The sequence below is a fragment of the Kribbella capetownensis genome (assembly GCF_004331485.1).
Classification (GTDB): Bacteria; Actinomycetota; Actinomycetes; order Propionibacteriales; family Kribbellaceae; genus Kribbella; species Kribbella capetownensis.
On record NZ_SJKD01000006.1, the window covers coordinates 490969 to 516695 of the forward strand.

Sequence of the window (25727 nt, forward strand, 5' to 3'; positions counted from 1 at the left end):
ACGCAGTCGCCGACGACCGATTGTCAAACTGTGGATAACGAACCCTGGTACACGTAGTACGTCTCGGCTCGCCCCTGCAGAGTCACCGGCACAGGCGTGACCGAACACACCCCGAAGACCGCTGTGACCGCGGTCTCCAACGCATCCGACGCTGACGACGACCAGACGGTCAGTGCGCCGCCGGCCCGCAGCTTCGACCGGCACACTGTCAGGAACGGCGACGCGTAGATGGCCGAGTTCTCGTTGTAGACAAGGAAGTCCGGGCCGTTGTCCACATCCAGCAGGATCCCGTCGAGGGACGCATCGGCCGACGCGGCAACAACCGCACGTACGTCGCCGACGACCACGGACACCCGCGGATCGTCCAGCACCGACGGCACCAGTCCTGACCGCATCCACGCCACCAGGTCCGGCTCGATCTCCGCGACCACGACCGCACCGAGCCGGTCGTCGGTCAGCAACGCACGGACGGTGTAGCCGAGCCCGAGACCACCGACCAGGACGCAATCAGGACGTTGTACCGAGGCCAGGGCTGCGGACGCGAGGAGCTCCTCGCTGGAGGTCTCACGGTCGTCCATCACGAAGACGCCGTTCACCCGCAGCTCGAGGGCGCCGTCGTCGTCACGCCGCCGCAGGACCAGCTCTCCCCGTTCACTGCTCTCCCGCGCGATCTCCGGCACGCCGACATCCTGCCAGGCCTCAGTAGTTCACCTTGAACCGCAGGTGCGTGGCATTGCCCGACGGTACGACGTCGGTCCGCTCCAGCTGGTATTGCCTGCCGCCGAGATTCTCGAACAGCGGCGTCCCCGACTGCAGCAGAACCGGCACCAGATGAATCTGGATCTCGTCGAGCAGTCCCGCGGCCAGGCACTGCTGCGCCGCGCTCGCACCGTGCACGCCGACGACCCGGTCGCCGGCCGCATCCTTGGCCGCCTTGACCGCCGCCTCGATGCCCTCGCTGACGAACGTGAACACCTTCGGCGCCCGCACGGTCTCCGCAGCGGGCGGGTTGTGGGTGAGGACGAAGCACGGCAGCTGCCCGGCCGGACCGCCGTCACCCCAGCCGCCGTCGCCCTCGGCCAGGTCGTACGACCGTCGGCCCATCAGGATCGCGCCGGCCGAGGCGACCATGCCGTCCAGGACTGCGGTGTCTTCCGGGAACGGCTCCCAGAGCCAGCGGTGCAGGATGTCGCCGCCGACGCCGAGCTGGTGTTCCCTGGTCACGTCCGGGCCGGTGATGTAACCGTCCAGCGACATCGAGAGGCCCGAGATGACGAGTGCCATGATGACTCCTTCGAAGAGGTGATTCCTACTCCTCGAAGCCTGCCGGTCAGACGCCCGTACGCGCCTCCGCGATCAGCACGGAAACACCACGGAGAGGGCTCAGTACCAGCCCTTGGCCTGCGAGTGCCCCCAGGCCGAGCACGGCGAGCCGTACGCGTCCTCGATGTAGTCCAGGCCCCACTTGATCTGGGTGACCGGGTTGGTCCGCCAGTCCGAGCCGTACGCCGCCATCCGGTTGCCGGGCAGCGCCTGCGGGATGCCGTACGCCGTGGAGGTCGGGTTGTCGGCGTCGACGCGCCAGCGGGACTCCTTGTTCCACAGCTTCTCGAGGCAGCTGAACTGGCTCTCGCCCCAGCCGTGGTCGGGCAGGAGGTTCATCGCGACCTCCTTGGGCGTGCCCTCGAGCTTCTTCCGCTCGGCGTCGCGGCTGGCCCGCTCCTCGCGCGAGTCGTTGTCCTTCTCCTGCAGCGCCTTGTACCGCTTCAGGGCCGCGTTCTTGGCCGCGCGGACCGTGGCCGCCTTGTCCTGCGTCGCCTTCTTGGCCGCCGCGATGGCTTCGACCTGGTTGCGGAGCCGCACGACCTCCTTGGCCTGCTCATCGGGGCTGAGACCCTTGAGCGAGGGCGTTTTCGCCGCGTGCGCCTTCTCGCTGTTCAGCACGGCCATCTCGGCCCGGCCGGACACCTGTTCCGAGGCGACGCTGCTCCCGGGGGAGCTGAAGAGGTCGATACCGGCGACGACGGAGACGACGACGATTCCAGTCACTGAGAGAACCGCGACGGAGCGCTTCGCTTTCATCTGTCCTTCCGAGGAAACCCGACCCCCGTCGGCTGGCAACAGGAACATACTCTGGCGTAAACGGACCGTGATCACAAGCAGGTCACAGGCAACGGTGCGGCCGCCCCGACGGGCGGCCGCACCGTATGCTCTGAAGTCTTACGCGTGTTTTACAGACAGAGATTACCTAAGGGTAGAAACACTCCTTACCAATACCTTCCCCGCCCCGGTCACAGCTGCAGATCGTCCAGCATCTCGGTGACCAGCGCAGCGATCGGCGACCGCTCCGAACGGGTCAGCGTCACGTGGGCGAACAGTGGGTGCCCCTTGAGTTGCTCGACCACCGCGACCACACCGTCGTGCCGGCCGACCCGCAGGTTGTCGCGCTGGGCCACGTCGTGGGTGAGCACGACCCGCGAGTTCGCGCCGACCCGGGACAGCACCGTCAGCAGGACGTTGCGCTCCAGCGACTGGGCCTCGTCGACGATCACGAACGCGTCGTGCAGTGAGCGGCCGCGGATGTGGGTCAGCGGCAGCACTTCGAGCATGCCGCGGTCGATCACCTCGTCGATCACGTCACTGCTGGTCAGCGCGCCGAGCGTGTCGTACACGGCCTGTGCCCACGGCTGCATCTTCTCCGACTCCGAGCCGGGCAGGTAGCCGAGCTCCTGGCCGCCCACCGCGAACAGCGGCCGGAAGACGACCACCTTCTTGTGCTGCCGCCGTTCCATCACCGCCTCGAGGCCGGCGCAGAGCGCGAGCGCGGACTTGCCGGTGCCGGCCCGGCCGCCGAGCGAGATGATCCCGACGTCGGGGTCCAGCAGCAGGTCGAGCGCGACCCGCTGCTCGGCCGACCGGCCGCGGATCCCGAACGCCTCCCGGTCACCCCGGACCAGCCGGACCCGCTTGTCCGGCATCACCCGGCCGAGCGCACTGCCCCGCTCCGACAGCAGCACCAAGCCGGTGTGGGTCGGGAACTCACCGGCCTGCGGCAGCTCCAGTACGCCGTTCTCGTACAGGTCGTCGACCACGTGGGTCTCGACCTCGAGCTCGCTCATCCCGGTCCAGCCGGACTCCAGCGTCAGCTCGGCCCGGTACTCCTCGGCCATCAGGCCACAGGCCGACGCCTTGACCCGCATCGGCAGGTCCTTCGAGACCAGCGTGACGTCCCTACCCTCGGACTTGAAGTTGCAGGCGACGGCCAGGATGCGGCTGTCGTTGTCGCCGAGCCGGAAACCAGCCGGCAGGCTCTCCGGATCGGTGTGGTTCAGTTCGACCCGGAGGGTCCCACCCTTCTCCCCCACTGGCAGGGGCGCGTCCAGACGTCCGTACTGGATCCGGAGCTCGTCGAGCAGCCGCAGCGCGGTGCGAGCGAAGTAGCCGAGTTCCGGGTGATGCCGTTTGGCCTCCAATTCGGTGACGACGACCACCGGGACGACCACCTCGTGCTCGTCGAACCGCAGCATCGCGTGCGGGTCGGACAGCAGCACCGAGGTGTCCAGCACGAAGGTGCGCTGGGCCGGTGTGGATGAGGTACTTGACGCCTTGGCGTGGGTGGCAGCCATGTCGCACGTCCTCTCGGGCCGCGACGTGCACCACGCCCGGCCCACCAGTGGTTAGGTGATGGACCGGGAGCTGGCCCGGGGATCTGGTGCAGATCCCCTCCGGATCGCCGCACGGGCAGATCCGGGAACCAGTGAGATCGAGACGCGAGGTCTCGGGCACTCCGTTCTGCCCCTCATGGGGCAACCGGCTGGCGAACGATTCTCAAGCTGATCGGGCCTCCCGGACAGCCGGCTTCCCCTCCGACCGTCACTAAGGAGCGTAGGTCGGCGGCGCAAACCCCGCATTCCGACACGCCCGGCCACGGGGTTAACGGCGTGTTACTTCTTCCCCCCACGCCGGGGAGGTCGTTCACCCAGCGGAGTGATCCGGTCCGCGACCCTCCGCGACAGTCTCGTCACATGCGGAAGAACTGGCCGGTGGGGACCGGGTACGCGACGGCTCTGTGGTCCCTGACGTACGGCGTTCTGGGCGTCTACTGGGCCCTCGGCGGACCCGGCTACCCGTTCGCGAAAGTGACCGATGATCGTGCAACCGCCTCGATCCTGGAGGACACGCCGGCCCATGTCGTTGCCCCGCTCATGGCGGCCGTCGGTCTCGGTGGCGCCGTACTGGCGATCGTGATGACCAGACGCCCGGCCCGCGGTTGGGTGCTCCAGGCAATCGCCGCCGTCCTGGCGATCGGGCTCGCGGTGGTGATCCCTGACTACACACTGATCGCGATGGTTGCCCTGGCCCCTGCGTTGGTTGCCTTCGCGTTCACCGGCGTACCGGGTGAACAGGGCGGCGTGGGCGACCGCTGGGGCGAGGTCTATCCGCGCTGGATCTGGTTCTCATCCCGGCCGGCCTGATGAACACCCAGCTCCCTTTGGACGGCGACAACTGGGCCCTGAACGGTCCCGGCATCCTCTGGGTGGTCTGGGGAGCCGCCGCCCTGGGTCACGTCCCGAAGCGGCGCTCCCGTTGTGCGTAGCTCCGGATCGCCCGCAGGAAGTCGACGTGCCGGAAATCCGGCCACAGGGCTTCACAGAAGTAGAACTCGCTCAGCGCGCTCTGCCAGAGCAGGAAGCCGCCGAGGCGCTGCTCACCCGACGTCCGGATGACCAGGTCCGGGTCCGGCTGGCCCTTCGTGTACAGGTGCCGCGCGATGTGCTCGACGTCGACGCGCTCGGCCAACTCCTCGATGGAGATGCCCTGCGCGGCCTCCTCGTGCAGAAGCGAGCGGACCGCGTCGGCCAGCTCGCGGCGGCCGCCGTACCCGACCGCGACGTTGACCAGCATCCCGTCGACTCCGTGCGTGGCCGTCTCGGCCGCCTTGAGCGTCTCGGCGGTGGCTCCGGGCAACAGGTCGAGGGCGCCGACCGGGTGGATCCGCCAGCGACCGATCGCGGTCAGCTCGTCGACGGTCTGCTCGATGATCCGCAGCAGCGGCTCGAGCTCGTCGGCCGGCCGGCTCAGATTGTCGGTGGAGAGCATCCAGACGGTGACCACCTTGACGCCGACGTCGTCGCACCAGTCGAGGAACTCGACGATCTTGTTCGCCCCGGCCTCGTGACCGCGCGACACCGGGTCGCCGACGGCCCGGGCCCAGCGCCGGTTGCCGTCGATGATGACGCCGATGTGCCGCGGGATCCGGTCCAGCGACAGCGATCGGATCAGCCGGCGTTCGTACAGGCCGTACACCGCATCGCGCAGCTTTTGCTTGCCAGGTGTCCGCATGGGCAGGTGCTCTCCTCGAAGACTCTCGGTCACGAGGCTAGCCCAGATCGGCCGCTGTTGAGAGGCCCTGGAGCGGCTCGCAGAAAGCTGCCCGGAGGTTCGAACTTTCGCCGAAGTTCGTGCGTCGGACACGCGGGTGGCGGTGTGCCAAGGGGTGATGTCGCCTACATTTCATGCTTATGGACGATGGAACCTACGGTTCCGTAGGTTACGGTTGCGTAGGTACTGAACCGCCCGGCACCCCTCGAAAGGACGGCGATGACCGCTACCAGCGCCCAGCCCCAGGAAGTCGGTCACCGGCTGTCGGGAAGACTCGCGCCGCTGAAGCCCAAGCTTCGCGGCTGGCTGCACGCCGGCACGTTCCCGTTCGCGACCGCCGCCGGCATCGTGCTGATCTGTCTCGCCCCCGGCGCCGAGGCCCGCTGGGCCGCGGCGGTCTACACCATGGGCGCGATGCTGCTGTTCGGCATCTCCGCGCTGTACCACCGGTTCTACTGGGGCCCGACCGGTGAGGCGATCCTGCGCCGGCTCGACCACAGCAACATCTTTCTGCTGATCGCCGGCACCTACACCCCGCTCGGGATGGTCCTGCTGCACGGCGACAACCGGCTGCTGATGCTCGGCCTGGTCTGGGGCGGCGCACTGCTCGGCATCCTGTTCCGGATCTTCTGGGTGAGCGCTCCGCGCTGGCTCTACACGCCGATCTACCTCGCCCTCGGCTGGGTGGCGATCTTCTGGATGGGCGACATCTACCACCAGGGCGGCGCGGCCGTGGTCACACTGATCGCGGTCGGCGGCGGGCTCTACTCGATCGGCGCGGTCATCTACGGCACCAAGCGGCCGAACCCGTCACCCCTGTGGTTCGGCTTCCACGAGATCTTCCACGCCTTCACCGTGGCTGCGTTCATCTGCCACTACATCGCCGTCAGCATCGCGACATACCAGGTCGGCTAGGGCGCGTCTCCCAGATCCCTCAGGGTCTCGCGCAGTACGTCGTACCTTTCGCGGCCCAACTGCTGTTCCCACAACTCCTCCACGCGGGCGATCGCGGCCCGGCTGAACTCGACCGCCTCGTCGCCACGCGGCGTACGACGTACCAGCCGGACCCGGCGGTCACCGCGCAGCCGGTCCGACTCGGTGAACCCCAGTCGCTGCAGGTAGTCGACGTGCTGCCCGAGGCCCTGCTTGGTCATCCCGGCCGCCTCGGCCAGGTCGGTGATCCGGCCGCCGTCGGCCGGGATCATCTCGAGCAGCCGGTAGTGCGAGATCCGCAGCCCCGGGAACGCCTGCTCGGAGTCGGCCAGGATCTCTGCCCGTAAGCGCGCCATCACGAGTCCGAGCAACCCGGCGATGTGATCGGAGCGGACCGGTTCCACCGGTGTGCCCGGAAGTCCGTTGACGGAAGTCATAAGGCAACTTTACTATCTCGGTAGTAAGGCTGCTTTACTTCTTTCCGTGCCAGCTCTGAAGACTGGCAGAAGGCGCGGGCGGACGATGGGCGGCAGACTGCTTTGGGGGGACGCATGATCACCACTCTGGAACCACTGGGCCGGGACGCCCTGTGCGACGACGACCTGACCGATCTGGTCCGGACCATCACCGGGGACCCGGCAGCCCGGCCCGGCGCGGTCCGGGTCGAGCCGGTCGACTACCTGATCGGCACGCCGAGCACCGAGGCCCTGTTCCGGCTCTTCGGTACGGCGACCACGGCCGGCGGCGACACGGTCGACTGGTCCTGCTTCATCAAGAAGCTCCAGTCCGTCCGGCACTGGGAGTTCATCGACTCGGTGCCAGAACAGTTCCGCGCCTCGTTCGTCCAGAACCTGCCGTGGCAGCTGGAGATCGCCGTACACCGCAGTGGCGTCGCCGACGTGCTTCCGGACGGCCTGCGGCTGGCCACGGCGTACCGCATCGATCTGTACGACGACGATCGCGGCACGCTGTGGATGGAGAACGTCGTCCAGGAGCCGGGTCCATGGCCGATGGAGCGGTTCGAGCGGGCGGCGTACCTGCTCGGGCGTCTCTCCGCCCGTCGCCAGCCGCAGCTGGTCGAGCCGCTGCTCCCCCGCAACGACATCACCACTCCCGGCGTCGGCCTGCGGTACTACGTGGGCGGCCGCGTGCAGATGGCCGCACTGCCGGCGATCGCCGACCCGCAGACGTGGCGGCAGCCGATGCTGGCCGCGGCGGTCTGCCATCTGGGCGACCACCGTCTGCGTGACGACCTGCTCGACCTGGGTGAGCGCTTGCCCGCCGTACTGGATGCGCTCGACGCGCTACCGCAGTGCTACCAGCACGGGGACGCGAGTCCGCAGAATCTGCTGGTTCCGGCGGGGAGTCCGGACGAGTTCGTGGTGATCGACTGGGGGTTCGACTGCCCCCAGGCGGTCGGGTTCGACCTGGGGCAGTTGCTCGTCGGCCTGGCGCATGCCGGTGAGCTGGCGCCCGATGCGCTGCCGGCCGTGCACACCGTGATCTTCAAGGCGTTCCTGAAGGGCCTGGCCGAGGACGGGATGCAGGTGACCGAGGAGCAGGTGCAGTACGGCTATCTCGGCTCGCTCTGCGCCCGGGCGACGTTCACCGCGCTGCCGCTGGAGCAGATCACCAAGACCACCGACGACGCGACGCTCGCGATGTTCGAGGACCGCGTCCGGCTCACCCGCGTGCTGGTCGACCTGGTGTCGCGGGTGGTCTAACAAGAACATTTCGGTCGTGTCACAGCTGCAACGAACCGCCTGCCTGGATGTATCCATGGTGCGTGAGGAACCTCAGCAGGTACGCAGTGGTCGCCACGATCAGCACCGTCGCCGGACTGGTCCTGGTCGGCTGTGGCGCCGAGTCCGGCAATGGTGCGGGCGGCACGCCGTCCGCTCCTCCGACGCTGCCCAGCAGTACGCCCACGGGGAGCCCGTCGACCCCGGCCGGCACAGCTCTGCCGATCACGGTCAGCCGGACCGGTGGGTTCGCCGGGTTCGACGACAAGGTGGTGATCGGCACCGACGGCGTCGCGACGGTGACTTCGCGCGGCAAGCAGGCGGTCCGGTGCAAGCTGGACGCTGCCCTGCTGACGACGATCCAGACCGCCGCACAGCAGGTCGACTGGGCCAGCCTCACTCCTACCAAACCGAGCACCCGGCACCCCGACGACATGATCCTCGCGGTCACCGCGAACGGGAAGACGGCCCGCATCGAGGACCCGCAGCTCAAGCCGATGTCGGAGTCGGTGAACCAACTGCTCACCCAAGCCACCATCCCCCCGGGCAAACTCTGCGAGCCGGTCTAACGGGGAGTCCGGGGCGCGCAAGTCTGGGCGGAGACCGCGCGCCCCGGACGTAGGCTGTCAGCCCACACTCAGCGCCGTGTCATCGATGACGAAGCTCGTCTTGGTGTAGTCCTTCTGGGTGTAGGTCCAGATCATGTGGCCGATGGCATCGATCTGGTGGTCCAGCGAGGTCAGGTCCAGGTTGCTGATGGTGTCGCAGGACCGGTGGTAGCAGCGGTCGAATGCCTGCCCCGCCGTACCACCCCACTTCGCGGCCTGGGCTGACGTCTTGGTCTCCTCGGCGCCGGAGAACGTGCCGGCAGTCGGGATGCCGAGCGACCGGAACGCGGCGTGGTCGGATCGGCCCCGGACGTCGATGAACTCGGTCTGGACGTTCTGTTGGGTGAAGTACGCGACCAGGTCGTCGCGGGCGCCGTTGCCCGCGGGATTGTCGTCGTACACGAAGTAGCCCGGGTTCGGCGACGCGATCATGTCGAAGTTCAGGTACAACTCGATCTTGTCGCGTTCCGTGCCGGGCAGGTTGTTCAAGTACCTCGAGCCGACCAGCCCGAGTTCCTCGGCACCCCAGAACCCGAACCTCAAACGGTTCCTGGGGGTCTGGAGATGTCCGGCGACTCGGCCGCGGTGGCGACGTTGCCTGGGGCAAACAGTACGCCGGCCACGAGGACAGCGCCGAGTCCGGAGTACCGGAAGGTACGCATGGTGGATCTCCTTCAGCCGGGGCGAGCGAAAGGAGATCCGGGGCGCGCGAGCCTGGGCGGAAGGCCGCGCGCCCCGGACGGGATCACCGCGAGACGGTCAGCTCGCGGTCAGCGAGGTGTCGTCGATGACGAAGCTGGTCTGCAGGGAGGAGTCCTCCTGGCCGACGAACTTCACCGTGACGGTCTTTCCCTTGTACTGCGTCACATTGAGCGTCTTCTGCACGTACGACGTGTTCTTGTTCAGGTTCGAGTACGTCGCCAGCGTGGTGGTCGTCCCACCGTCGATGATCTGCACCTTCGCCGTGTCGTACACCGTCGAGGACGTCGTCTCCGCGGTGTCGATCCGGATCCAGAACGAGAGCGACGCCGCCGTCGCCGAAGCCGGGATCGCGACCGACTGGCCGACGTTCTCGGTGGTGGCGCGGCCGTTGCCCTGCAGCCAGAGCTTCCAGCTGCCGGTGCGGGCCGGACGCCCGGTGTTGTTGGTGATCGGGCCGGCGGTGCCGGTCCAGTTCACCGCACCGGACTCGAAGCCCGGGTTCAGCAGCAGGTTGTCGCCGGTGGGCGGCGGCTCGGTGCCACCACCACAGGCGGCCGCACCGGCCGGGACGGAGATGCCGCTGAAGGCAGCCTCGATGCCCTTGCACTGCGCGGAGTCGGCGCCGTACAGCTCCTTGGCCGAGGTGATCGCGCCTTCACGGGCGTCCTTGTAGGTGCTGCCCGAGCTGAGCTTGGTGCTCAGCGTGCGGTACCAGACCTTCGATGCCACGTCGTGGCCGACACCGGCGATGGTGGCGCCGTTGCAGGCGGTGCTGCTGTGCGTCACACCACCGATGACCTTGCTGCCGGTGCCCTCGGAGGCCAGGTAGAACCAGTGGTTCAGCGGACCGGACGAGTAGTGCGGGTCGGCGTTGCCGACCGAGCTGCTCCAGCAGTCGTAACTGGCCCCGTCCTTCGACGGCTTGTCCATGTAGCGCAGCGGCGTGCCGTTGCCGTTGATGTTGATCTTCTCGCCGATCAGGTAGTCACCCGGGTCGGAGGAGTTGTTGGCGGAGAACTCGACCATGGTGCCGAAGATGTCCGAGGTGGACTCGTTCAGGCCGCCCGCGTCACCGAAGTAGTTCAGGTTGGCGGTCGCCTCGGTGACACCGTGGCTCATCTCGTGGCCGGCCACGTCGATCGCGGTCAGCGGACGGGCGTTGCCCTGGCCGTCGCCGTACGTCATCTGGGTGCCGTCCCAGAACGCGTTCACGTACGCGTTGCCGTAGTGCACCCGGGACCTGGCGCCCTGGCCGTTGTTGAAGATGCCGTTGCGGCCGTGGACGTTCTTGTAGTAGTCCCAGGTCAGCTGCGCGCCGTAGTGCGCGTCGACACCGGCGGTCTGGCGGCTGGACGTCGAGCCGTTGCCCCAGGTGTCGTCGGGGTCGGTGAACGTCGTGCCGTTGCCGGAGGTCGCACCGTTGAGGTCGGTGGTGAAGTTGCCACCGCGGCTCGGGTCGCTCATCGTGAAGCTGCCCGACGTACCGATGCTGACGGTGCCGGAGTACATCGAGTTGCCGGTACCGGTCTTGATCTCGTCGTCCTGGGCCAGCAGGGCGCCGGACTTGGCGTCGATGAACGAGTGCAGCACCGACGGGGTCTGGTCCGGCTTCACACCGGTGGTGACGACCTCGTAGGCGAGCACGGGCTTGGCCGGCGTGACGAACACGACCAGCGCACCCTTGTTGCCGGTGGCCTTGAACTTGGCCGCCTGGGCACCCTTGGTGAGCGCGGCCGACTGGGACAGAGTCGGCTTGGTCGCGACACCGACGGACTTGGCGCCGAGGTTGTAGGTGACAGTGATGACATCGCCGATCGCCTCGCCCTTGCGCTTGACGATCAGGTCACCCCCGACGACCTTCAGGCCGTTGTAGGTGCGGTCGTAGCGGACGTACTCAGTGCCGTCGGCGTCCTTGACCACGTCGCGAACCTTGAGCACCTCGCCACCGGCGAGTCCGAGGGCTGCGGCCGTCTGCGCGGTCTGCGCCTGTTCGGCCTGGACGGCGGCCGGCTGGTTGAAGCCGGACGCCGGAAGCGGAGCCGCGCGATTCGCGGCCCCCGCGGTCGAGCCGGTGAACGCCGTCGCAAGACCCGCTGTCGCGACGATGGCCACCGCCCCTGCTGATGTCAGTCGTTTCAAGACAACATCTCCTCACGGTGTGGTCGCTGTTTGGGCGCAGCGACCGAATTCAGTTGGGGACGCCGGATGTATTGGCGCAGCAGTGCCACTGCCTCAGTTGTGACACTGTGTGTCAAGACGTGCGAGTTCTGTTACATCCGACTGAGGGAGGACTCTCGTCCCCAGCGGGCCGGGAGTCAAGGGATTCTTCCGAAACGACAGGGAAAACCCGCACCGCCGTCGTTGTCAGTTCACCGGGCGGAACTCGCGGCGAAGGTCTTCCGGCAACACGACCGGGAGCCGGCAGGTGAATTTCTGACAGACGTACGCCGCGGGCTGGTCCTGTACCAACGCGCGACCCTCCATCAGCGGTACGGCGAGACCGGGGTCGCCCTGGACGATCGCCGTACCCCAAGGCGAGGCCGTGAATGCGGTTCGGAGCAACTCGGGCGAGCGGCCCGCGATGGCGATCTCGAGCGGCCCGGCGGCGATCGTCTCGGCCACTGCCAAGGCCCGGCCGGCGAACCGTGGCGCCCGCGCGGCGATGGCGGCCGAGGCCTTCAGAGCCTCGGCGGCCGCAGTCTCATACCGGACCGATCCGGTCACGCTGGCCATCGTCGTCAACGCCTCGGCTGCCAGGCTCACGCCGGCCGGGCTGGCGTTGTCGGTCGGGTCCTGCGGACGCCAGACCAGCTGCTCGGCATCGGCAGCCGTGTCGAAGTACGAGCCATCAGCAACAAATTGCTCGATTGTCCTGTCCAGAAGGCGTCGCGCGGTGTCGTACCACTCGATGTCACCGCTGGCACCGAACAGCACCAGACAAGCCTGCGCGTACGCCGTGTAGTCCTCGAGGACACCGTGGGCTGTCCCGGCAACGCCGTCCCGGGAGGTGCGGTGGAGGCGTCCGGTCGCGTCGTCGAGGTGTACCTCTCGGACCAATCTGGCCGCCTGGGTGGCGGCTTCGACGTACTCGGGGCGGTCCAGGATCACACCGGCTCTGGTCAGGGCGGTGATGGCGAGACCGTTCCAGGCGGCAACTACTTTGTCGTCGCGGCCGGGGTACGTGCGCTGCGCGCGGGCCTCGCGCAGGAGCGCCCTGATCCGCTGCCAGCGGTCGGAGTCGTCGGGGTCCTGGCGAAGCTGGAGGACCGAAGACCCGTGCTCGAAGGTGCCGCTGACGTCGCAGAGTTCGATGACCCAGCGGGCGTCGTCCTCGGTCAGTGCCTCGTGCAACTGCTCCGGCGTCCAGACGTAGTACTTGCCTTCCACACCTTCCGTGTCGGCGTCGAGCGCGGAGGCGAAGCCGCCTTCGTCGGTCCGGAGCTCGGTGCGGAGGAAGTCGGCGGTCTCCTCGGCGATCCGCCGGGCGAGCGGGTCGGAGCTCACCGCCCACCATTGGGTGTAGACGTCGAGCAGCAGCGCGTTGTCGTAGAGCATCTTCTCGAAGTGCGGAACGATCCACTGGCGGTCGACCGAGTAGCGCGCGAAACCGCCGGCCAGCTGGTCGTACATGCCGCCGCGCGCCATCCGCTCGCACGTCGTCGCGACCATCTCGAGCGCGTCGGCCGAGCCGGTGCGGCGATGGTGGCGGAGCAGGAAGTCGAGGACCATCGACGGCGGGAACTTCGGCGCACCACCGAAGCCGGCATCGGCCGGGTCGAAGTCGGTCTTCAGCAGTTCGGCGGCCTGATCCAGTGTCGCGGTGTCGATCGCACCCCCGGCCGCGTGCTGCTGGACGCCGAGCTGCCCGACCACCCGGCGACCGATCTCGTCGATCTGATCGCGCTTGGTCCGCCACGCGTCGACCAGCGACTCGAGCACCTGGCGGAACGAGGCCATCCCGCCGCGCGGGTCCTTCGGGAAGTACGTGCCGCAGAAGAACGGCTCGGCGTCCGGGGTCAGGAACACCGACATCGGCCAGCCGCCCTGCCCGACCATCGCCACCGTCGCCGACATGTAGATCGCGTCCACGTCGGGGCGTTCCTCGCGATCCACCTTGATGCAGACGAAGTGCTCGTTCAGGTACGCCGCTGTCGCCTCGTCCTCGAACGACTCGTGCGCCATCACATGACACCAGTGGCAGGCGGAGTACCCGACCGACAGGAAGACCGGTACGTCGCGCTCCCGCGCCTCGGCGAACGCGGCCTGGGACCATTCCTGCCAGGCCACCGGATTCTCTGCATGCTGCCGCAGGTACGGACTGGTGCTTCGGCCGAGCTCGTTCACGGACGCCATGTTCCCCACCGTATGCGGGGCCGGACGGAATGGACCGGGCCGGGTGGGGGTTGCCCCTGACATGCACGTTCACCCGCTGCTCGCCTCACGCTTCAGCCCATTGCGGTTCGATCCCGAGTCGACGCTTACGGATGACGACGTGGACCTGCTGCTGGAAGCTGCCCGCTGGGCGCCCTCGGCCGGTAACTCGCAGCCTTGGGCCTACTTCACCGCGCGGCGCGACGAGCCGGAGCACAAGCGGATCGTGCGGCACCTCGCGGCCAGTTCGGGCCGATGGGCTCCGAGTGCGGGCCTTCTCGTCGTGACGATGGCGCATCGGTTCGTCGAGGACACGGACTGGGCGTACTCCGACTTCGCGGACTACGACCTGGGTCAGTCAGTGGCCCACCTGACGCTGCAGGCGCACGCGATGGGTCTCGCCTGCCGCCAGTTCCGCGCGTTCGATCTCGACGCGCTGACCGAGGACCTCTCCCCCGGCGCCGGCTGGCACATCGTCTCGATGATCGCGATCGGCCGTGCCGCCGAAGACCGGCCCCAGGACCGCGAACGACGTACGACGTCCGACCTGCGCACCGCCCCGTGGTCAGGCGCTCTGTGAACGGCGGCCGCTCGGCACGGTGAGGGAATCATCCGGGCGGGAGGATCCCGGTCACGGCCGAGAGACCTAGCGTGACTGCTCGGAGGGACGACATGACGACTGCCACGCTGCCGCAACCCGCGCCGTTCACCCGAGACGACTACACCGCCCGGATGCGCCGGGTTGTGAGGGATGCCGCCGGAGCAGGGCTTTCCGGCGTCATCGTCACCCCTGGACCGGACCTCGTGTGGCTGACCGGCTATCAGCCGACCGCGATCACGGAACGGCTCACGATGCTGATCCTCAGCACCGATCGGGAGCCGACGCTCGTCGTACCGGCGCTCGAGCGGCCCGATGCGGAGTCGGCGGAGGGTGCCGGCGCCCTCAGCATGATCGACTGGACCGACGGGTCCGACCCCTATCCCGTGGCCGGTGACCTGTTGACCTCCGACGGCCGGTTCGGGATCTCGGACTCGGCTTGGGCCATGCACGTTCTCGGTCTGCAGCGAACCAGACCGGCCACGAGCTACCAGGCATTGAGCGAGTGCATGCCGATGATGCGTGCGGTCAAGGACGCCAACGAACTGGCGCGTCTGTCCCTGGCCGCCGAGGCCGCGGATGCGACGTACGGGGAGATCGTTCAGTTGCGCTTCGCCGGCCGGCTCGAGACGGAGGTCGCGGCCGATCTCGCCCGGCTGCTTCGGCAGTTCGGCCACGAGCAGGTCGACTTCACCGTGGTCGGGTCCGGCCCGAACGGCGCCAACCCGCACCATGAGGCCGGCGAACGGGTCATCCAGGCCGGCGACGCGGTCGTTCTCGACTTCGGCGGCCTGCGGTACGGCTATGGGTCCGACACCACCCGTACGGTCGTCGTCGGCGAGCCGAGCGCCGAGGTGCAGGAGGTGCACGACATCGTCAGGACGGCACAGCAAGCCGGATTCGAGGCCGTCCGGCCGGGCGTGCCGTGCCAGCAGATCGACCGCGTTGCCCGCGAGGTCATCACCAAGGCCGGCTACGGCGAGCAGTTCATCCACCGGACCGGCCACGGGATCGGTGTGACGACGCACGAGCCGCCGTACATGGTCGAGGGTGAGGAGCGACTGCTCGAGCCTGGGATGTGCTTCTCCATCGAGCCCGGAATCTATCTGGCCGGCCGCTTCGGGGTCCGCATCGAGGACATCGTCACCGTGACCGAGAGCGCGGGCCGACGGCTCAACAACACCGACCACCGGATCCGCGTAGTCGAGTAGACAGCCGGCCCCGTCAGCGCCGTTGCCTTGGGCATCTTCCTGATGCCCAAGGCAACGGGGGTTGTCTGGCGCCTCCGGGCGCAGAGGGCTCGCCGCCTTTCATCCACGGGGGATGAGTCGTCGATATCGGTTGATTCCTAGCCTGACAACGACATCCGTCATGTCATGGCCTAGGGGGCGATGAGAGTGTCGGCAATCGATAGAACGCGCAGGTCTCAGGAACGTCCGGGAACAACGGTCGCCGGAGTGTGGTTGCGGTGAGCTCAGCCGACGTTCCGATCGAGCCGCCCGCGGTGGCTGCCGCCGCCCGGGCCAAGGCCCCGGCCACCACGTGGATCTCCTGGGTCGCTCTGGCGATGATGACCACGAGCTCCGTCGCAAGTCTCCGAGCCGCCCCGACCATGGCGGTCTACGGCCTGGCTTGCGTCTTCTTGTACCTACTTCCCGCGCTGGTGTTCCTGCTGCCCACCTCGCTGGTGTCCGCCGAACTGGCCTCCGGCTGGAACGGCGGCATCTACCGCTGGGTGTCCGACGGCATCTCCAAGCCGGCGGGCTTCCTGGCCGTGTGGTGCCAGTTCGCGATGACGATCTTCTACTACCCGAGCCTGCTCGGGTTCGTCGCGAGCACCCTCGCCTATGTGTTCAATCCCGAGCTGGCCAGTAGTGGTGTGTGGACCGCCGCGGTCATCATCGTCGTCTACTGGTCCGGCGTCTGGGTCTCCTCGCGCGGCACCAAGGGCGTGGCCGGCCTCGCCAGTGGCGGCCTGATCATCGGTACATTGATACCCGGCGTCGTCCTGGTCACTCTCGGCATCGTGTTCCTCGGCCAGGGCAACCCGTCGGCCGCACCGATGACGTCGGACAACATCTTCCCGGCCTGGGCCGGCCTGTCGAGCCTCGTGCTCATCGTCAACAACTTCCTGTCCTACTCCGGCATGGAGATGAACGCGGTGCACGTGTCGTCGCTGCGGAAGCCTGCCAAGGAGTTCCCGAAGTCGATGTTCCTCGCGATGGGCCTGGTGCTCGCGATCTTCATCCTGCCCGCGCTGGCGATCAGCTGGATCGTCCCGGCCAAGGAGCTCTCGCTCACCGCTGGTGTCATGCAGGCCTTCGACGCCGTCTTCGCCAACTTCGGTTGGCAGTGGCTGACGCCGATCGTCGGCATCATGCTGGTCACCGCCTCCCTCGGCGGCATGCTGACATGGCTGGCCGGGCCCTCGAAGGGCCTGCTGCTGATCTCCCGGCAGGAGGGCTACCTCCCGCCGTACCTGCAACGGCTCAACAAGAACGGAGTGCAGCAGAACATCCTCGTCGTCCAGGGCCTGATCACCACCGTGATCGGCCTCGCGTACGCGTTCATCCCGGATGTGTCGAGCGCCTACTGGATCTTCTCTGTGATCACCACCCAGGTGTATCTGATCATGTACCTGCTGATGTTCGTCGCAGCCGTTCAGCTGCGGCGTAAGCACCCCGAGCACCCGCGCGGCTATCGCGCGCCTCTGCTGGCCGGGATGTGTGGTGTGGGCTTCGCCGCGTCGCTCGCCGCGCTGCTGGTGGGATTCATCCCGCCGTCGCAGTTCGAGTCCGGCAACGGCGGGGTCTACCTGGCGATCGTCGCCGGCGGGGCGCTGGGCCTCGGCCTGCTGGTGCCGTTCCTGTTCTACCGGTTGCGCAAGCCCAGCTGGAAGCAGCCCGAGCCCGAGGGAGCCGAGACATGAGCACCGCGACGGAGACGTCGGAGCCCCGCCACCGCACGATGCTCTACATCGGCGCCGCGGTGGTGGTCGCGATCCTGATGATCATCGGTCTGATCGCCTTCTCCTCGGCCAGGTCCACGAAACAGGCCGAGGACAAGGCCAACCAGCTCATTGCGGCCCTGCAGAGCTCGGGCTCGCGGGCACCGTCACAGGAGCAGATCGTGCGGGTCCTCGGCGAGGACGGCGGCGCCACGTGCACCGATCCGAACGAGGCCCTGACCCGGGGGATCTTCCTTTCGCAGCTGGCCAACGGCGCCGCCGGGCCGGGGATCCGGCCGGTGATCGCGGACAGCGAGATCGTCCGCGGCCAGTTGCTGATCATCAAGATCTACTGTCCGGACGAGCTGGAGGACTTCCAGAACTTCGTCGACGACCTCAAGACCGACGACGTCGCGGGGTGACGGGACCATGGATCTACGCAGCCGGATCGCCGGGCTGATGCCACAGGCGAGGTCGGAGCTCGCCGACCTCGTCGCGATCAAATCGGTGGCGGACCCCCGGCAGTTCCCGATCGAGGAGTGCGAGCGCGCCGCGGCGTGGGTGCTCGGCAAGTTCGCGGAACTGGGATTCGCCGACGCACACCTGGAGGAGACGGCCGACGGCAGCCGTGCAGTCGTCGGATCGCGGCCTGGCCCGACGCCGGACGCTCCCACGGTACTGCTGTACGCGCATTACGACGTCCAGCCACCACTTGACGACGCTGCCTGGCGTACGCCGCCGTTCGAGCTCACCGAGAAGGACGGCCGCTGGTTCGGCCGCGGGACAGCGGACTGCAAAGGCAACATCGTCGTCCATCTGGCCGCGTTGCGTGCGCTCGGTGACGACGTACCGGTGAACCTGAAGCTCGTGGTCGAAGGATCGGAGGAGCAGGGAACCGGCGGCCTCGAGGCGTTCGTGCCCGATCATGCCGACCTGCTCCGCGCGGACGCGATCCTCGTCTGCGACACCGGCAACGCGGCAGTGGGCCATCCGGCGGCGACCGTGAGTCTGCGCGGCATGGTGAACGTGGTGGTGACGGTCGAGGCGCTCGGCACCGAGCTCCACTCCGGCATGTTCGGCGGCCCTGCCCCGGACGCGCTCGCGGCCCTCGTCGCGATGCTCGCGAGCCTCCGCGACAGCCAGGGCAACACCACCATCACAGGGCTGGACAACACCCGGACGTGGTCGGGCCAGCCCTATCCGACCGATCAGTTCCGTAGCGATGCGAGCGTGCCGGACGGCGCCTCCCTGCTGGGCGACGGCACCGTCTCGGACATGCTGTGGGCGCGGCCGGCGGTGACCATCCTGGGCATCGACTGCCCTCCGGTGGTCGGATCGGCGGCGGCCATCGTGCCGAAGGCGGCGGCCCGGCTCAACCTGCGCATTCCACCCGGGACGGACCCGGATCAGGCCGGGACCAGCCTGATCGACCAGCTCCGGGCCACGGCTCCCTGGGGCGTCCACGTCACCGCCGAGATCGAGGCGGTCGGCGCGCCCTTCAAGGCCGAGACCGACGGTCCCGCCTACACAGCGATGGCAGCAGCGATGCAGGAGGCGTACGGAACGCCGATGACGTCGTTGGGACAGGGCGGGTCCATCCCGCTGTGCAACGTGTTCGCCGACACCTACCCGGGGGCCGAACTCATCTTGATGGGCGTGGAAGAACCCCTGGCCCTCATCCACGCCCCGAACGAGAGCGTCCATCCGAGCGAGATCGAGAACATGGCGTTGACCGAGGCCCGATTCCTCCAGCTGTACGCGACCATGGGCCGCCCGAACCAGGCGTGACCGTCAGGCGGTCTGTGACAGGGCGACGGACAGGCCCAGGGTGAGGGCCATGACGAAGAGTTCGGTACCGACGATCCGCCAGAACGGGTTGCCGCCGTCAACCAAGTCGCCGATCGCCCGGCGGCGGTGCAGCCAGGCCGCGACGATCAGGACCAGGAACGCGGCGATCTTCACCAGCAGGAGAACGCCGTACGCATCCGACGTGAGCGCGTCGGGGATCGAACCCCAGCCGCCGCCCTTCGCGGCCAGCCGGCCCGCTGCGCTGAGCAGGCCGCTCAGCAGTACGGCGATCGACGAGATCGACGCGACCTCGTTGAACCGCTCGAGCACGATCGGGAGGCCGGTGCGACTCGCCCGTCCGTAGCGGACCAGGCCCGCCAGTCCGCCGATCCAGGTGGTCGCGGCAATCACATGGACGACAAGGGCCGCGCCGGCGACCACGACGTACGACTCGTTCCGCGGGTACGCCGTCAGTGCGGTCGGGACAAGGGCCGCGATCGCAACGAGTACGCCGAGACTGGCCGCCGACGAAGTCTGGACGCGGCGGATGCCGATCGCCAGCGCGACGACCAGGATGCCGGTGATCAGCAGCGCCTTGACCTCGGGTACGCCGAGGGCGTCGTCCAGCCGGAGGCGGAGCAGATTGACCGGAGTGTCGAGCAGGATGGACGCGGTGACGATCGCGCCGGCGAAGGCACAGACCGCCCAGATGATCGCCGCGTTGCTGGCGTCGCGCACGGCCCGGCGGCCCTGCACTCCGAGCGGACCGCCTTCGATCCGCAGCAGCACCACCGCGGCCAGCAGCGCGCCCGCGCAGCCGACGGTCGCGAAGATCGAGATCAGCCGGACCAGCGGCAGCAGCCAGCCGACGAACACCGACGGTCCGCCGATGCCACCCGTGTCCTGCGGTTCACTGCCGGCTGCGAACAGACCGATGACCATCGCCACCGAGGCGACGATCACGGCCGTCAGACCACCCGCGACCAGCCGTCCGGGCATCCGGTGCCGGGCGGCGCGGGTCGCGGTCACAGAGCGAACTCGGCAGCGGCACGATTGAACACGCGCTCACTATAGGGGCGACATCAGTGGGCAGCCCACGTACGACACCATCTCGTGATAACGGTGTCACGAGATCAGTGCGTTGTGTGTTCCTTGGTGTCACTCTGGGTCGGCGTCGTACCCGTCGTACCCGTCGGCTCGGCATCGCCGGCCGGAGCCGCTGAGCTGTCCGTACTCGCTGGGCCGTCGGACGGTGCTGGGGCGTCCGCACCATCGCCGTCGAAGTCGATCTTCTTCAACTGCTTGCCCATGCTGCGCCACAGCAGCACCGTGGCGGCACCGAGAGCGAGCACGATCAGCAGCGCGACCCAGCCGGGGCGCACCGAGTTCGGGTCGATCTCGGTCGCCGGAAGGAAGGTCATCACTGTCACGCCACCAGTCTCTCACTGCCCGCGCCCCGCCGTCAGCGCAGCCCCGCGAACAGATCGTCCTCGGGGAGTTCGGATTCGACCACGCTCCGCGCCAACTCGAAGTCCTCGGTCGGCCAGGCCGCCTGGTGCACCTCCAGCGGCACCGTGAACCAGCCGCCGTCCGGGTCGATCTGGGTGGCGTGCGCGAGCAGCGCCTTGTCCCGGACCTCGAAGTACTCGGCGCACTCCACCCGGGTGGTGATCCGGCGCTCGTTCTCCGGGTCCGGCTTCCAGTCCTTGAGGCGCTCGGCGTACGGCGACTCCAGGCCGCGGGCGACCATCGCGTCGTGCAGCGCCTTCATCCGCTCATAGTGGAAGGTGTGGTGGTAGTACAGCTTCAGTGGCTGCCATGGCTCGCCGAGCTCCGGGTACGCGTCCTTGTCTCCCGCCGCCTCGAACGCAGCCACCGTGATCTGGTGGCACATCACGTGGTCCGGGTGCGGGTAGCCGCCGTTCTCGTCGTACGTCGTGACGACCTGCGGACGGAACTCGCGGATCAGCTTCACCAGCGGTGCCGCGGCGTCCTCCACCTTGAGCGCGCCGAAGCAGCCCTCCGGAAGGGGCGGCGGCGGGTCGCCCTCGGGGAACCCGGAGTCCACCCAGCCGAGCCAGGTCTGCTCGACGCCGAGGATCTCGCGGGCCGTGTCCATCTCTTTGCGGCGGATCTCGGTGATGTTGGCCAGCACCTCCGGCCGGTCCATCTTCGGGTTCAGGATCGAACCCCGTTCCCCACCGGTGCACGTGGCCACCATGACCTCGACGCCCTCGGCCACGTACCGGGCGGTCGAAGCGGCCCCCTTGCTGGACTCGTCATCTGGGTGCGCATGCACATGCAACAACCGAAGATCTTCACTCACAAGACACAATGGTCCTCCAACCCCGGGCCAAACCCACGACCGACCCCCTCTGGACTTCCTTTGACCGAGTCATCTCCGAGTAGTTCAACAGCCGACCTCGATGCGCGGTACGGGCGGGGGCGGCGGTCGCGGCGGCCGTTGATCATCGGGGTGGTGGCTGTGATGGCCGCGGCTGGGCTGGCGTGGCTGGCGTGGGCGGCGATCGTCGGGTCGAATCCGCCGGTGACGTCGCGGTTGCTGGGGTTCGAGGTGACGTCGGCGACCACTGCGAAGGCAACCATCCAGGTGGACCGGACCAAGTCGGTGGAGGCGAACTGCCGGCTGCAGGCCAAATCGGCCGACTTCTCCATCGTCGGGGAGTTGACACTGACCATCCCGGCCGACTCCCCCAGGCACCAGACCCTGCCGGCGACGCTGAAAACGCAACGCTCCGCAACCTCGGTGGTACTGATCGGCTGCACGACCGCGGACTCGCACCGGCCGCACTGACCTCCGGACGGTTGTCCGGCAACCGATTACCGGTCAGTTCGCCAGGATGTGGGAAGAACCACCAAGCAAACGGTTTCCCCGCGTTTGAGGCCCCGCAGAACTGTGGGGTTCTCCGCCGGATCTTGCTACGCTCAGTGGATTGGTCGCCGTCGACGACGGCGGCCAGCAGCTTTTCCTGCCCATCCCACCGACACAAGGAGCAGCCCGTGACGCAGAGGATCGATGAGGACAGCGTTGTCTGGCTGACGCAGGAGGGTTACGACCAGCTGAAGTCGGAGCTCGAGCACCTCAAGGGCCCGGCCCGTGCCGAGATCACGCAGCGCATCAGCGACGCCCGCGACGAAGGCGACCTGAAGGAGAACGGCGGGTACCACGCCGCCAAGGACGAGCAGGGCAAGATCGAGGCCCGGATCCGGCAGCTCGAGGACATGCTCCGTCGGGCCCGGGTCGGCGAGACCCCGAAGGCCGGCGGCAAGGTCGAGCCCGGGATGAAGGTGTCGATCAAGTTCGCCGGTGCCGACGACGTCGAGACGTTCCTGCTCGGCTCCCGCGAACTGCTCGCCCTGGACGCGTCGGTCGACATCGACGTGTACTCGCCGCAGTCCCCGCTGGGCTCGGCGATCCTGGGCAAGAAGAAGGGCGACAAGGCCAGCTACGCGGCCCCGAACGGCAAGGACGTCACCGTCGAGATCGTCGCCGCCGAACCCTTCACCGGCTGACCACCAAGCCCCGAGCGCCCCGGTGGACTCCACCGGGGCGCTCGCCATTTCACTGCACGGTCGGGGCGAAGAGTTCCAGCTGGATGTTGTCCTGGTCGCGGAAGACGAGCACCGAGGCATACGGCTCGTCCACGATCGGAGACTGGGTGAGTGGCTTGTCGGCGGTGTCCGCACGGACCACGCCATGGGCCTCGAGATGGTCCTGCCACTGGGTGAGGTCGTCGCGGGTGCCGACCGCGAAGCCGGCGTGGTCGAGGCCGGTCGTCGTCTCCCTGCACAGGCCGCCGTCGTTGGTGTCGTGGCGGTGCAGGGCGATCATCAGCTGATGATCCGCATCGGCGAGGATGCGGCCGACGCCGCCCTTGTGCGGTACGTCGAGCACCGGGTGGACGCCGAACACTTCGCCGTACCACTGGACGCTCGACTCCAGGTCGGTCACGGTCAGGGCCAGGTGATGGAGTCTGGGCTGGGTGACAGTGGACATGATTCCCCCTCGGGATTACACGGACTCCCCGCTCGCGTACTGAGCCAGGAACATCCGGGTGACGTCGTCGACGAGGCCGCTCCACCGGTCGCCGCCAGGATCGTTGGAGACCTGCTGGTCGACCAGACCGGTGGTGATGGCGGTCCAGATGTCGAGCTGACGTTGATCGTGCACGCCGTTGCGTGCGAGGAGCTCGCGGGTCCTCTCCAGGGCGGCGACGGCAAGCTCGTACGACTCGGGCGACGGCGTGAAGCCGGGCACCGAGTGCTGGAACAGCAGTTGGTACCGGGGAATGTCGGACACGCAGAACGTGATGAAGGCGCGTGCCTCGGTCAGCAGGTCCTCGGCCGGCCGGTCCGTCACCGGCAGCGTGGCCTTCAGGTCGATGAAAGCCTGCGCGGCCTGCGCGAACATCGCGTCCAGGATGGCGTTCTTGGACTCGAAGTACGCGTAGACGGTCGGTGTGGTGATCCCGGCCCGGCGGGCCAGCTCGCGCAGGGACAACGCGGCCAGCCCTTCCTCGCCGACCAGTTCCCACGCGGCCGCGAGCACTGAGGCGCGGGCATTCTCCCGCCGCGCCTCCCGCCAGTTCCCCCGTTCCTTTAACATAGTTCGAATTATTTGCACGCTGTATAAGCGTTGTCAATGACTCAACGGCTGGTGGCGCTGCGGTACTTGCGGACGGCCAGGGGCGCGAAGACGGCGATGATCGCGGCACACCAGATCAGGGACAGCCAGACCGGATGCTGCGCGGGGAAACCGTCCGGACTGGCGAAGGGTGACGGATTGCCGAACAGGTGGCGGCAGGCGGCGACGATGGAGGAGATCGGATTCCACTCGGCGACCGGTTGCAGACCGCTGGGCAGGTTGGGCGTCGGCACGAACGCGTTGGACAGGAAGGTCAGCGGGAACAGCCAGATCAGTCCTGCCGACGCCGCCACCTCGGGACTGCCGACGGACAGACCGATGAGCGCACCGACCCACAGCATCGCGAACGCGAACAACAGCAGGATCCCGAACGCCGCCAGCGCCTGACCGAAACCGTGGTGCCAGCGCCAGCCGACGATGAAGCCGCAGATCACCATCACCAGCATCACGAACGCGTTGAACACCACGTCCCCGACGACCCGACCGGCGATCACCCCGGACCGCGCCATCGGCAGCGACCGGAACCGGTCGATCAGGCCCTTCGACATGTCGTCGGCCAGCCCGACACTCGCGGATGCGACCGCGAACGCCATCGTCTGCGCGAAGATCCCGGCCATCAGGAACTCCCGGTACGCCCGCGGGCCCGGGAAGCCGGGAATCGGGATCGCGTTGCCGAACACGTACGCGAACAGCAGCACGAACATGATCGGCTGGATGGTCGCGTAGATCAGCATGTCCGGCGTCCGCGGGATCCGCTTGAGCGTCCGCCACGCCAGGATCCCGGCATCGGAGAACGCCCGGCCGAGCGGATTCACCGTGCCCGGCTCGTCGATGTCCGCCGCACTCATGACTCCTGCTCCTTCTGCTCGGCCTCATGCCCGGTCAGGGTGAGGAACACGTCGTCCAGGGTCGGCCGCCGCAGCCCGATGTCGGCGATCCGGATGCCGCCCGTGTCGAGGGTCCGGATCACCTCGACCAGCGCGCTCGATCCGCCCGGCGCCGGCACGGTGATCCGGCGCGTGTGCTCGTCCTTCGTGGTGGAGTCCGGCTCGGTGATGTCGAGCGAGCCGATCAGCAACTCGAGCGCCCGAGTGGTCTCCGCCGGGTCGTGAACGACGACCTCGATCCGCTCACCGCCCACCTTCGCCTTGAGCTCGTCCGCCGTACCGCGGGCGATCACCGAACCGTGGTCGACGACCACGATGCTGTCCGCGAGCTCGTCGGCCTCTTCCAGGTACTGCGTCGTGAGCAGGATCGTGACGCCTTCGCGGACCCGGTCGCGGATGATCTGCCACAGGTCGAGCCGGCTGCGCGGGTCGAGCCCGGTGGTCGGCTCGTCGAGGAACAGCACCCGCGGGTGGGCGATCAGCGAACCGGCCAAGTCGAGCCGGCGGCGCATGCCGCCCGAGTACGTCTTCAGCGTCCGGTCCGCGGCGTCGGTGAGGTCGAAGATGTCGAGCAGCTCCTCGGCCCGTTGCTTCGCCTGCTGACTGCGCAGCCGGTACAGCCGGCCGAACATCCACAGGTTCTCCCGGCCGGTCAGCAGTTCGTCGACGGCGGCGTACTGTCCGGAGAGCCCGACCAGTGAGCGGACGCGGTCCGCGTCCATCACCACGTCGTGGCCAAGCACGCGGGCCGTGCCCTGGTCAGGCTTCAGCAGCGTGGTCAGCACGCGAACCGCCGTGGTCTTGCCCGCCCCGTTCGGCCCGAGCAGGCCCAGCACCGTGCCTTCGGGAACCTCGAGATCGATCCCGTCGAGCGCCTTGACGGTGTCCTTCCTGGTCCTGAATGTCTTCACGAGGCCGGTCGCCTCGACAGCAGCCATCCGTCGATCCCCCTTCTGGATGTGACGCAGGCCACCCATCCTGACCGACCCCACCGACACTTTCGACACTTTTCTCGCCGATGTATTTTCACGCTCAGATTGAGTCGATCAGACTCAACTTTGTTGATAGTTGAGTCGACAGGACTCAAGTCTCGGCTTAGCGTC

At 67.9% G+C, this 25727-nt stretch carries 28 protein-coding genes; 11 read left to right on the plus strand and 17 right to left on the minus strand.

Annotated elements, in window-relative coordinates; all coding sequences use genetic code 11:
- Nucleotides 1–23 precede the first annotated feature (23 nt).
- The 4 genes from E0H75_RS27320 to E0H75_RS27335 all read right to left on the minus strand — a co-directional run bounded on the left by E0H75_RS27320 (nucleotide 24) and on the right by E0H75_RS27335 (nucleotide 3626).
- The gene (locus tag E0H75_RS27320; protein ID WP_131516493.1) at nucleotides 24–680 is read right to left on the minus strand and encodes a spermine/spermidine synthase domain-containing protein; all 657 of its coding nucleotides are present in this window, start codon (nucleotides 678–680) and stop codon (nucleotides 24–26) included.
- Nucleotides 681–699: 19 nt separating this feature from the next.
- Entirely contained in the window at nucleotides 700–1284 is a 585-nt protein-coding gene (locus tag E0H75_RS27325) for a dihydrofolate reductase family protein (protein ID WP_131516494.1), read from the minus strand.
- Between the two features lie 99 nt (nucleotides 1285–1383).
- Nucleotides 1384–2082, minus strand: coding sequence for an aggregation-promoting factor C-terminal-like domain-containing protein (locus tag E0H75_RS27330; RefSeq protein WP_131516495.1), 699 nt, complete (start codon nucleotides 2080–2082; stop codon nucleotides 1384–1386).
- A 209-nt stretch (nucleotides 2083–2291) separates the two neighbouring features.
- Nucleotides 2292–3626, minus strand: coding sequence for a PhoH family protein (locus tag E0H75_RS27335; protein ID WP_131516496.1), 1335 nt, complete (start codon nucleotides 3624–3626; stop codon nucleotides 2292–2294).
- Nucleotides 3627–4025: 399 nt separating this feature from the next.
- On the opposite strand from E0H75_RS27335, the gene E0H75_RS27340 reads away from it, so the two are divergent.
- Nucleotides 4026–4475: a hypothetical protein gene (locus E0H75_RS27340; protein WP_202873190.1), complete on the plus strand. Its 450-nt coding sequence runs from the start codon at nucleotides 4026–4028 to the stop codon at nucleotides 4473–4475.
- Between the two features lie 88 nt (nucleotides 4476–4563).
- On the opposite strand, the gene E0H75_RS27345 is transcribed toward E0H75_RS27340, so the two are convergent.
- The gene (locus tag E0H75_RS27345) at nucleotides 4564–5343 is read right to left on the minus strand and encodes an isoprenyl transferase (RefSeq protein ID WP_131516497.1); all 780 of its coding nucleotides are present in this window, start codon (nucleotides 5341–5343) and stop codon (nucleotides 4564–4566) included.
- A 258-nt stretch (nucleotides 5344–5601) separates the two neighbouring features.
- Here E0H75_RS27345 and trhA point away from each other — a divergent pair, with 258 nt between their 5' ends.
- Nucleotides 5602–6297, plus strand: coding sequence for a PAQR family membrane homeostasis protein TrhA (gene trhA / locus E0H75_RS27350; protein ID WP_131359390.1), 696 nt, complete (start codon nucleotides 5602–5604; stop codon nucleotides 6295–6297).
- Here the strand turns inward: trhA and E0H75_RS27355 are convergent.
- Entirely contained in the window at nucleotides 6294–6752 is a 459-nt protein-coding gene (locus E0H75_RS27355; RefSeq protein ID WP_131516498.1) for a MarR family winged helix-turn-helix transcriptional regulator, read from the minus strand. The genes trhA and E0H75_RS27355 overlap by 4 nt on opposite strands.
- A 114-nt stretch (nucleotides 6753–6866) precedes the next feature.
- Here E0H75_RS27355 and E0H75_RS27360 point away from each other — a divergent pair, with 114 nt between their 5' ends.
- Nucleotides 6867–8039, plus strand: a complete 1173-nt coding sequence (locus E0H75_RS27360) for a phosphotransferase (RefSeq protein ID WP_131516499.1) — start codon at nucleotides 6867–6869, stop codon at nucleotides 8037–8039.
- 62 nt (nucleotides 8040–8101) lie between these two features.
- Nucleotides 8102–8626, plus strand: coding sequence for a hypothetical protein (locus E0H75_RS27365; RefSeq protein WP_238163308.1), 525 nt, complete (start codon nucleotides 8102–8104; stop codon nucleotides 8624–8626).
- 57 nt (nucleotides 8627–8683) lie between these two features.
- Here E0H75_RS27365 and E0H75_RS27370 read toward each other — a convergent pair whose 3' ends face one another.
- The 4 genes from E0H75_RS27370 to E0H75_RS27380 all read right to left on the minus strand — a co-directional run bounded on the left by E0H75_RS27370 (nucleotide 8684) and on the right by E0H75_RS27380 (nucleotide 13720).
- Nucleotides 8684–9208, minus strand: coding sequence for a M28 family peptidase (locus E0H75_RS27370; RefSeq protein WP_238163309.1), 525 nt, complete (start codon nucleotides 9206–9208; stop codon nucleotides 8684–8686).
- Complete coding sequence (locus E0H75_RS44695; RefSeq protein ID WP_272948931.1) at nucleotides 9205–9327, minus strand: hypothetical protein; 123 nt, start codon at nucleotides 9325–9327, stop codon at nucleotides 9205–9207. Before E0H75_RS44695 ends, E0H75_RS27370 begins: the two co-directional genes overlap by 4 nt.
- A gap of 97 nt (nucleotides 9328–9424) precedes the next feature.
- Nucleotides 9425–11479: a M4 family metallopeptidase gene (locus tag E0H75_RS27375; protein WP_131516655.1), complete on the minus strand. Its 2055-nt coding sequence runs from the start codon at nucleotides 11477–11479 to the stop codon at nucleotides 9425–9427.
- 252 nt (nucleotides 11480–11731) lie between these two features.
- On the minus strand, nucleotides 11732–13720 hold the full coding sequence (locus E0H75_RS27380) for a thioredoxin domain-containing protein (RefSeq protein ID WP_131516500.1): 1989 nt from the start codon (nucleotides 13718–13720) through the stop codon (nucleotides 11732–11734).
- 61 nt (nucleotides 13721–13781) lie between these two features.
- Here E0H75_RS27380 and E0H75_RS27385 point away from each other — a divergent pair, with 61 nt between their 5' ends.
- The 5 genes from E0H75_RS27385 to E0H75_RS27405 all read left to right on the plus strand — a co-directional run bounded on the left by E0H75_RS27385 (nucleotide 13782) and on the right by E0H75_RS27405 (nucleotide 19071).
- On the plus strand, nucleotides 13782–14318 hold the full coding sequence (locus tag E0H75_RS27385; protein ID WP_131516501.1) for a nitroreductase family protein: 537 nt from the start codon (nucleotides 13782–13784) through the stop codon (nucleotides 14316–14318).
- Nucleotides 14319–14410: 92 nt separating this feature from the next.
- Nucleotides 14411–15547 carry an aminopeptidase P family protein gene (locus E0H75_RS27390; protein ID WP_131516502.1) on the plus strand — a complete coding sequence of 379 codons (1137 nt, stop codon included), beginning with the start codon at nucleotides 14411–14413 and terminating at the stop codon, nucleotides 15545–15547.
- Between the two features lie 257 nt (nucleotides 15548–15804).
- On the plus strand, nucleotides 15805–17265 hold the full coding sequence (gene gadC, locus E0H75_RS27395; protein WP_131516503.1) for a glutamate/gamma-aminobutyrate antiporter GadC: 1461 nt from the start codon (nucleotides 15805–15807) through the stop codon (nucleotides 17263–17265).
- Complete coding sequence (locus tag E0H75_RS27400; RefSeq protein WP_131516504.1) at nucleotides 17262–17705, plus strand: pilus assembly FimT family protein; 444 nt, start codon at nucleotides 17262–17264, stop codon at nucleotides 17703–17705. Before gadC ends, E0H75_RS27400 begins: the two co-directional genes overlap by 4 nt.
- A gap of 7 nt (nucleotides 17706–17712) precedes the next feature.
- Nucleotides 17713–19071, plus strand: coding sequence for a dipeptidase (locus E0H75_RS27405; protein ID WP_131516505.1), 1359 nt, complete (start codon nucleotides 17713–17715; stop codon nucleotides 19069–19071).
- 3 nt (nucleotides 19072–19074) lie between these two features.
- Here E0H75_RS27405 and E0H75_RS27410 read toward each other — a convergent pair whose 3' ends face one another.
- The 3 genes from E0H75_RS27410 to mca all read right to left on the minus strand — a co-directional run bounded on the left by E0H75_RS27410 (nucleotide 19075) and on the right by mca (nucleotide 21397).
- Entirely contained in the window at nucleotides 19075–20100 is a 1026-nt protein-coding gene (locus E0H75_RS27410; RefSeq protein ID WP_131516506.1) for a CopD family protein, read from the minus strand.
- Between the two features lie 104 nt (nucleotides 20101–20204).
- Nucleotides 20205–20501 (minus strand): hypothetical protein, encoded by a 297-nt coding sequence (locus E0H75_RS27415; RefSeq protein ID WP_131516507.1) that lies wholly within the window; start codon nucleotides 20499–20501, stop codon nucleotides 20205–20207.
- A 32-nt stretch (nucleotides 20502–20533) separates the two neighbouring features.
- Nucleotides 20534–21397 carry a mycothiol conjugate amidase Mca gene (mca, locus tag E0H75_RS27420; RefSeq protein WP_131516508.1) on the minus strand — a complete coding sequence of 288 codons (864 nt, stop codon included), beginning with the start codon at nucleotides 21395–21397 and terminating at the stop codon, nucleotides 20534–20536.
- Nucleotides 21398–21457: 60 nt separating this feature from the next.
- On the opposite strand from mca, the gene E0H75_RS44305 reads away from it, so the two are divergent.
- Nucleotides 21458–21886 (plus strand): DUF4307 domain-containing protein, encoded by a 429-nt coding sequence (locus tag E0H75_RS44305; RefSeq protein WP_272948932.1) that lies wholly within the window; start codon nucleotides 21458–21460, stop codon nucleotides 21884–21886.
- A 206-nt stretch (nucleotides 21887–22092) separates the two neighbouring features.
- A complete protein-coding gene (greA, locus tag E0H75_RS27430) occupies nucleotides 22093–22605 on the plus strand; it encodes a transcription elongation factor GreA (RefSeq protein WP_131516510.1) in 513 nt (170 codons plus the stop codon).
- 49 nt (nucleotides 22606–22654) lie between these two features.
- Here greA and E0H75_RS27435 read toward each other — a convergent pair whose 3' ends face one another.
- Genes E0H75_RS27435 through E0H75_RS27450 form a run of 4 tightly spaced genes read right to left on the minus strand, consistent with a single transcriptional unit; the run spans nucleotide 22655 to nucleotide 25562 of the window.
- Entirely contained in the window at nucleotides 22655–23089 is a 435-nt protein-coding gene (locus E0H75_RS27435) for a VOC family protein (protein ID WP_131516511.1), read from the minus strand.
- A gap of 15 nt (nucleotides 23090–23104) precedes the next feature.
- Nucleotides 23105–23698: a TetR/AcrR family transcriptional regulator gene (locus E0H75_RS27440; protein WP_131516512.1), complete on the minus strand. Its 594-nt coding sequence runs from the start codon at nucleotides 23696–23698 to the stop codon at nucleotides 23105–23107.
- A gap of 41 nt (nucleotides 23699–23739) precedes the next feature.
- The gene (locus E0H75_RS27445; protein ID WP_131516513.1) at nucleotides 23740–24585 is read right to left on the minus strand and encodes an ABC transporter permease; all 846 of its coding nucleotides are present in this window, start codon (nucleotides 24583–24585) and stop codon (nucleotides 23740–23742) included.
- Entirely contained in the window at nucleotides 24582–25562 is a 981-nt protein-coding gene (locus E0H75_RS27450; RefSeq protein WP_131516514.1) for an ATP-binding cassette domain-containing protein, read from the minus strand. The genes E0H75_RS27445 and E0H75_RS27450 overlap by 4 nt, the downstream gene beginning before the upstream one ends.
- Nucleotides 25563–25727 lie beyond the last annotated feature (165 nt).

What these genes read in the sequence shown, in the direction of transcription:
- E0H75_RS27330 (WP_131516495.1), bottom strand. Translation starts at nt 2,082, where the DNA reads ATGAAAGCGAAGCGCTCCGTCGCGGTTCTCTCAGTGACTGGAATCGTC.
- E0H75_RS27390 (WP_131516502.1), top strand. Translation starts at nt 14,411, where the DNA reads ATGACGACTGCCACGCTGCCGCAACCCGCGCCGTTCACCCGAGACGAC.
- E0H75_RS27355 (WP_131516498.1), bottom strand. Translation starts at nt 6,752, where the DNA reads ATGACTTCCGTCAACGGACTTCCGGGCACACCGGTGGAACCGGTCCGC.
- E0H75_RS27345 (WP_131516497.1), bottom strand. Translation starts at nt 5,343, where the DNA reads ATGCGGACACCTGGCAAGCAAAAGCTGCGCGATGCGGTGTACGGCCTG.
- E0H75_RS27445 (WP_131516513.1), bottom strand. Translation starts at nt 24,585, where the DNA reads ATGAGTGCGGCGGACATCGACGAGCCGGGCACGGTGAATCCGCTCGGC.
- E0H75_RS27340 (WP_202873190.1), top strand. Translation starts at nt 4,026, where the DNA reads ATGCGGAAGAACTGGCCGGTGGGGACCGGGTACGCGACGGCTCTGTGG.
- E0H75_RS27325 (WP_131516494.1), bottom strand. Translation starts at nt 1,284, where the DNA reads ATGGCACTCGTCATCTCGGGCCTCTCGATGTCGCTGGACGGTTACATC.
- E0H75_RS27385 (WP_131516501.1), top strand. Translation starts at nt 13,782, where the DNA reads ATGCACGTTCACCCGCTGCTCGCCTCACGCTTCAGCCCATTGCGGTTC.
- trhA (WP_131359390.1), top strand. Translation starts at nt 5,602, where the DNA reads ATGACCGCTACCAGCGCCCAGCCCCAGGAAGTCGGTCACCGGCTGTCG.
- E0H75_RS27440 (WP_131516512.1), bottom strand. Translation starts at nt 23,698, where the DNA reads ATGTTAAAGGAACGGGGGAACTGGCGGGAGGCGCGGCGGGAGAATGCC.
- E0H75_RS27405 (WP_131516505.1), top strand. Translation starts at nt 17,713, where the DNA reads ATGGATCTACGCAGCCGGATCGCCGGGCTGATGCCACAGGCGAGGTCG.
- E0H75_RS27450 (WP_131516514.1), bottom strand. Translation starts at nt 25,562, where the DNA reads ATGGCTGCTGTCGAGGCGACCGGCCTCGTGAAGACATTCAGGACCAGG.
- E0H75_RS27435 (WP_131516511.1), bottom strand. Translation starts at nt 23,089, where the DNA reads ATGTCCACTGTCACCCAGCCCAGACTCCATCACCTGGCCCTGACCGTG.
- E0H75_RS27380 (WP_131516500.1), bottom strand. Translation starts at nt 13,720, where the DNA reads ATGGCGTCCGTGAACGAGCTCGGCCGAAGCACCAGTCCGTACCTGCGG.
- E0H75_RS27335 (WP_131516496.1), bottom strand. Translation starts at nt 3,626, where the DNA reads ATGGCTGCCACCCACGCCAAGGCGTCAAGTACCTCATCCACACCGGCC.
- E0H75_RS44695 (WP_272948931.1), bottom strand. Translation starts at nt 9,327, where the DNA reads ATGCGTACCTTCCGGTACTCCGGACTCGGCGCTGTCCTCGTGGCCGGC.
- E0H75_RS27360 (WP_131516499.1), top strand. Translation starts at nt 6,867, where the DNA reads ATGATCACCACTCTGGAACCACTGGGCCGGGACGCCCTGTGCGACGAC.
- E0H75_RS27400 (WP_131516504.1), top strand. Translation starts at nt 17,262, where the DNA reads ATGAGCACCGCGACGGAGACGTCGGAGCCCCGCCACCGCACGATGCTC.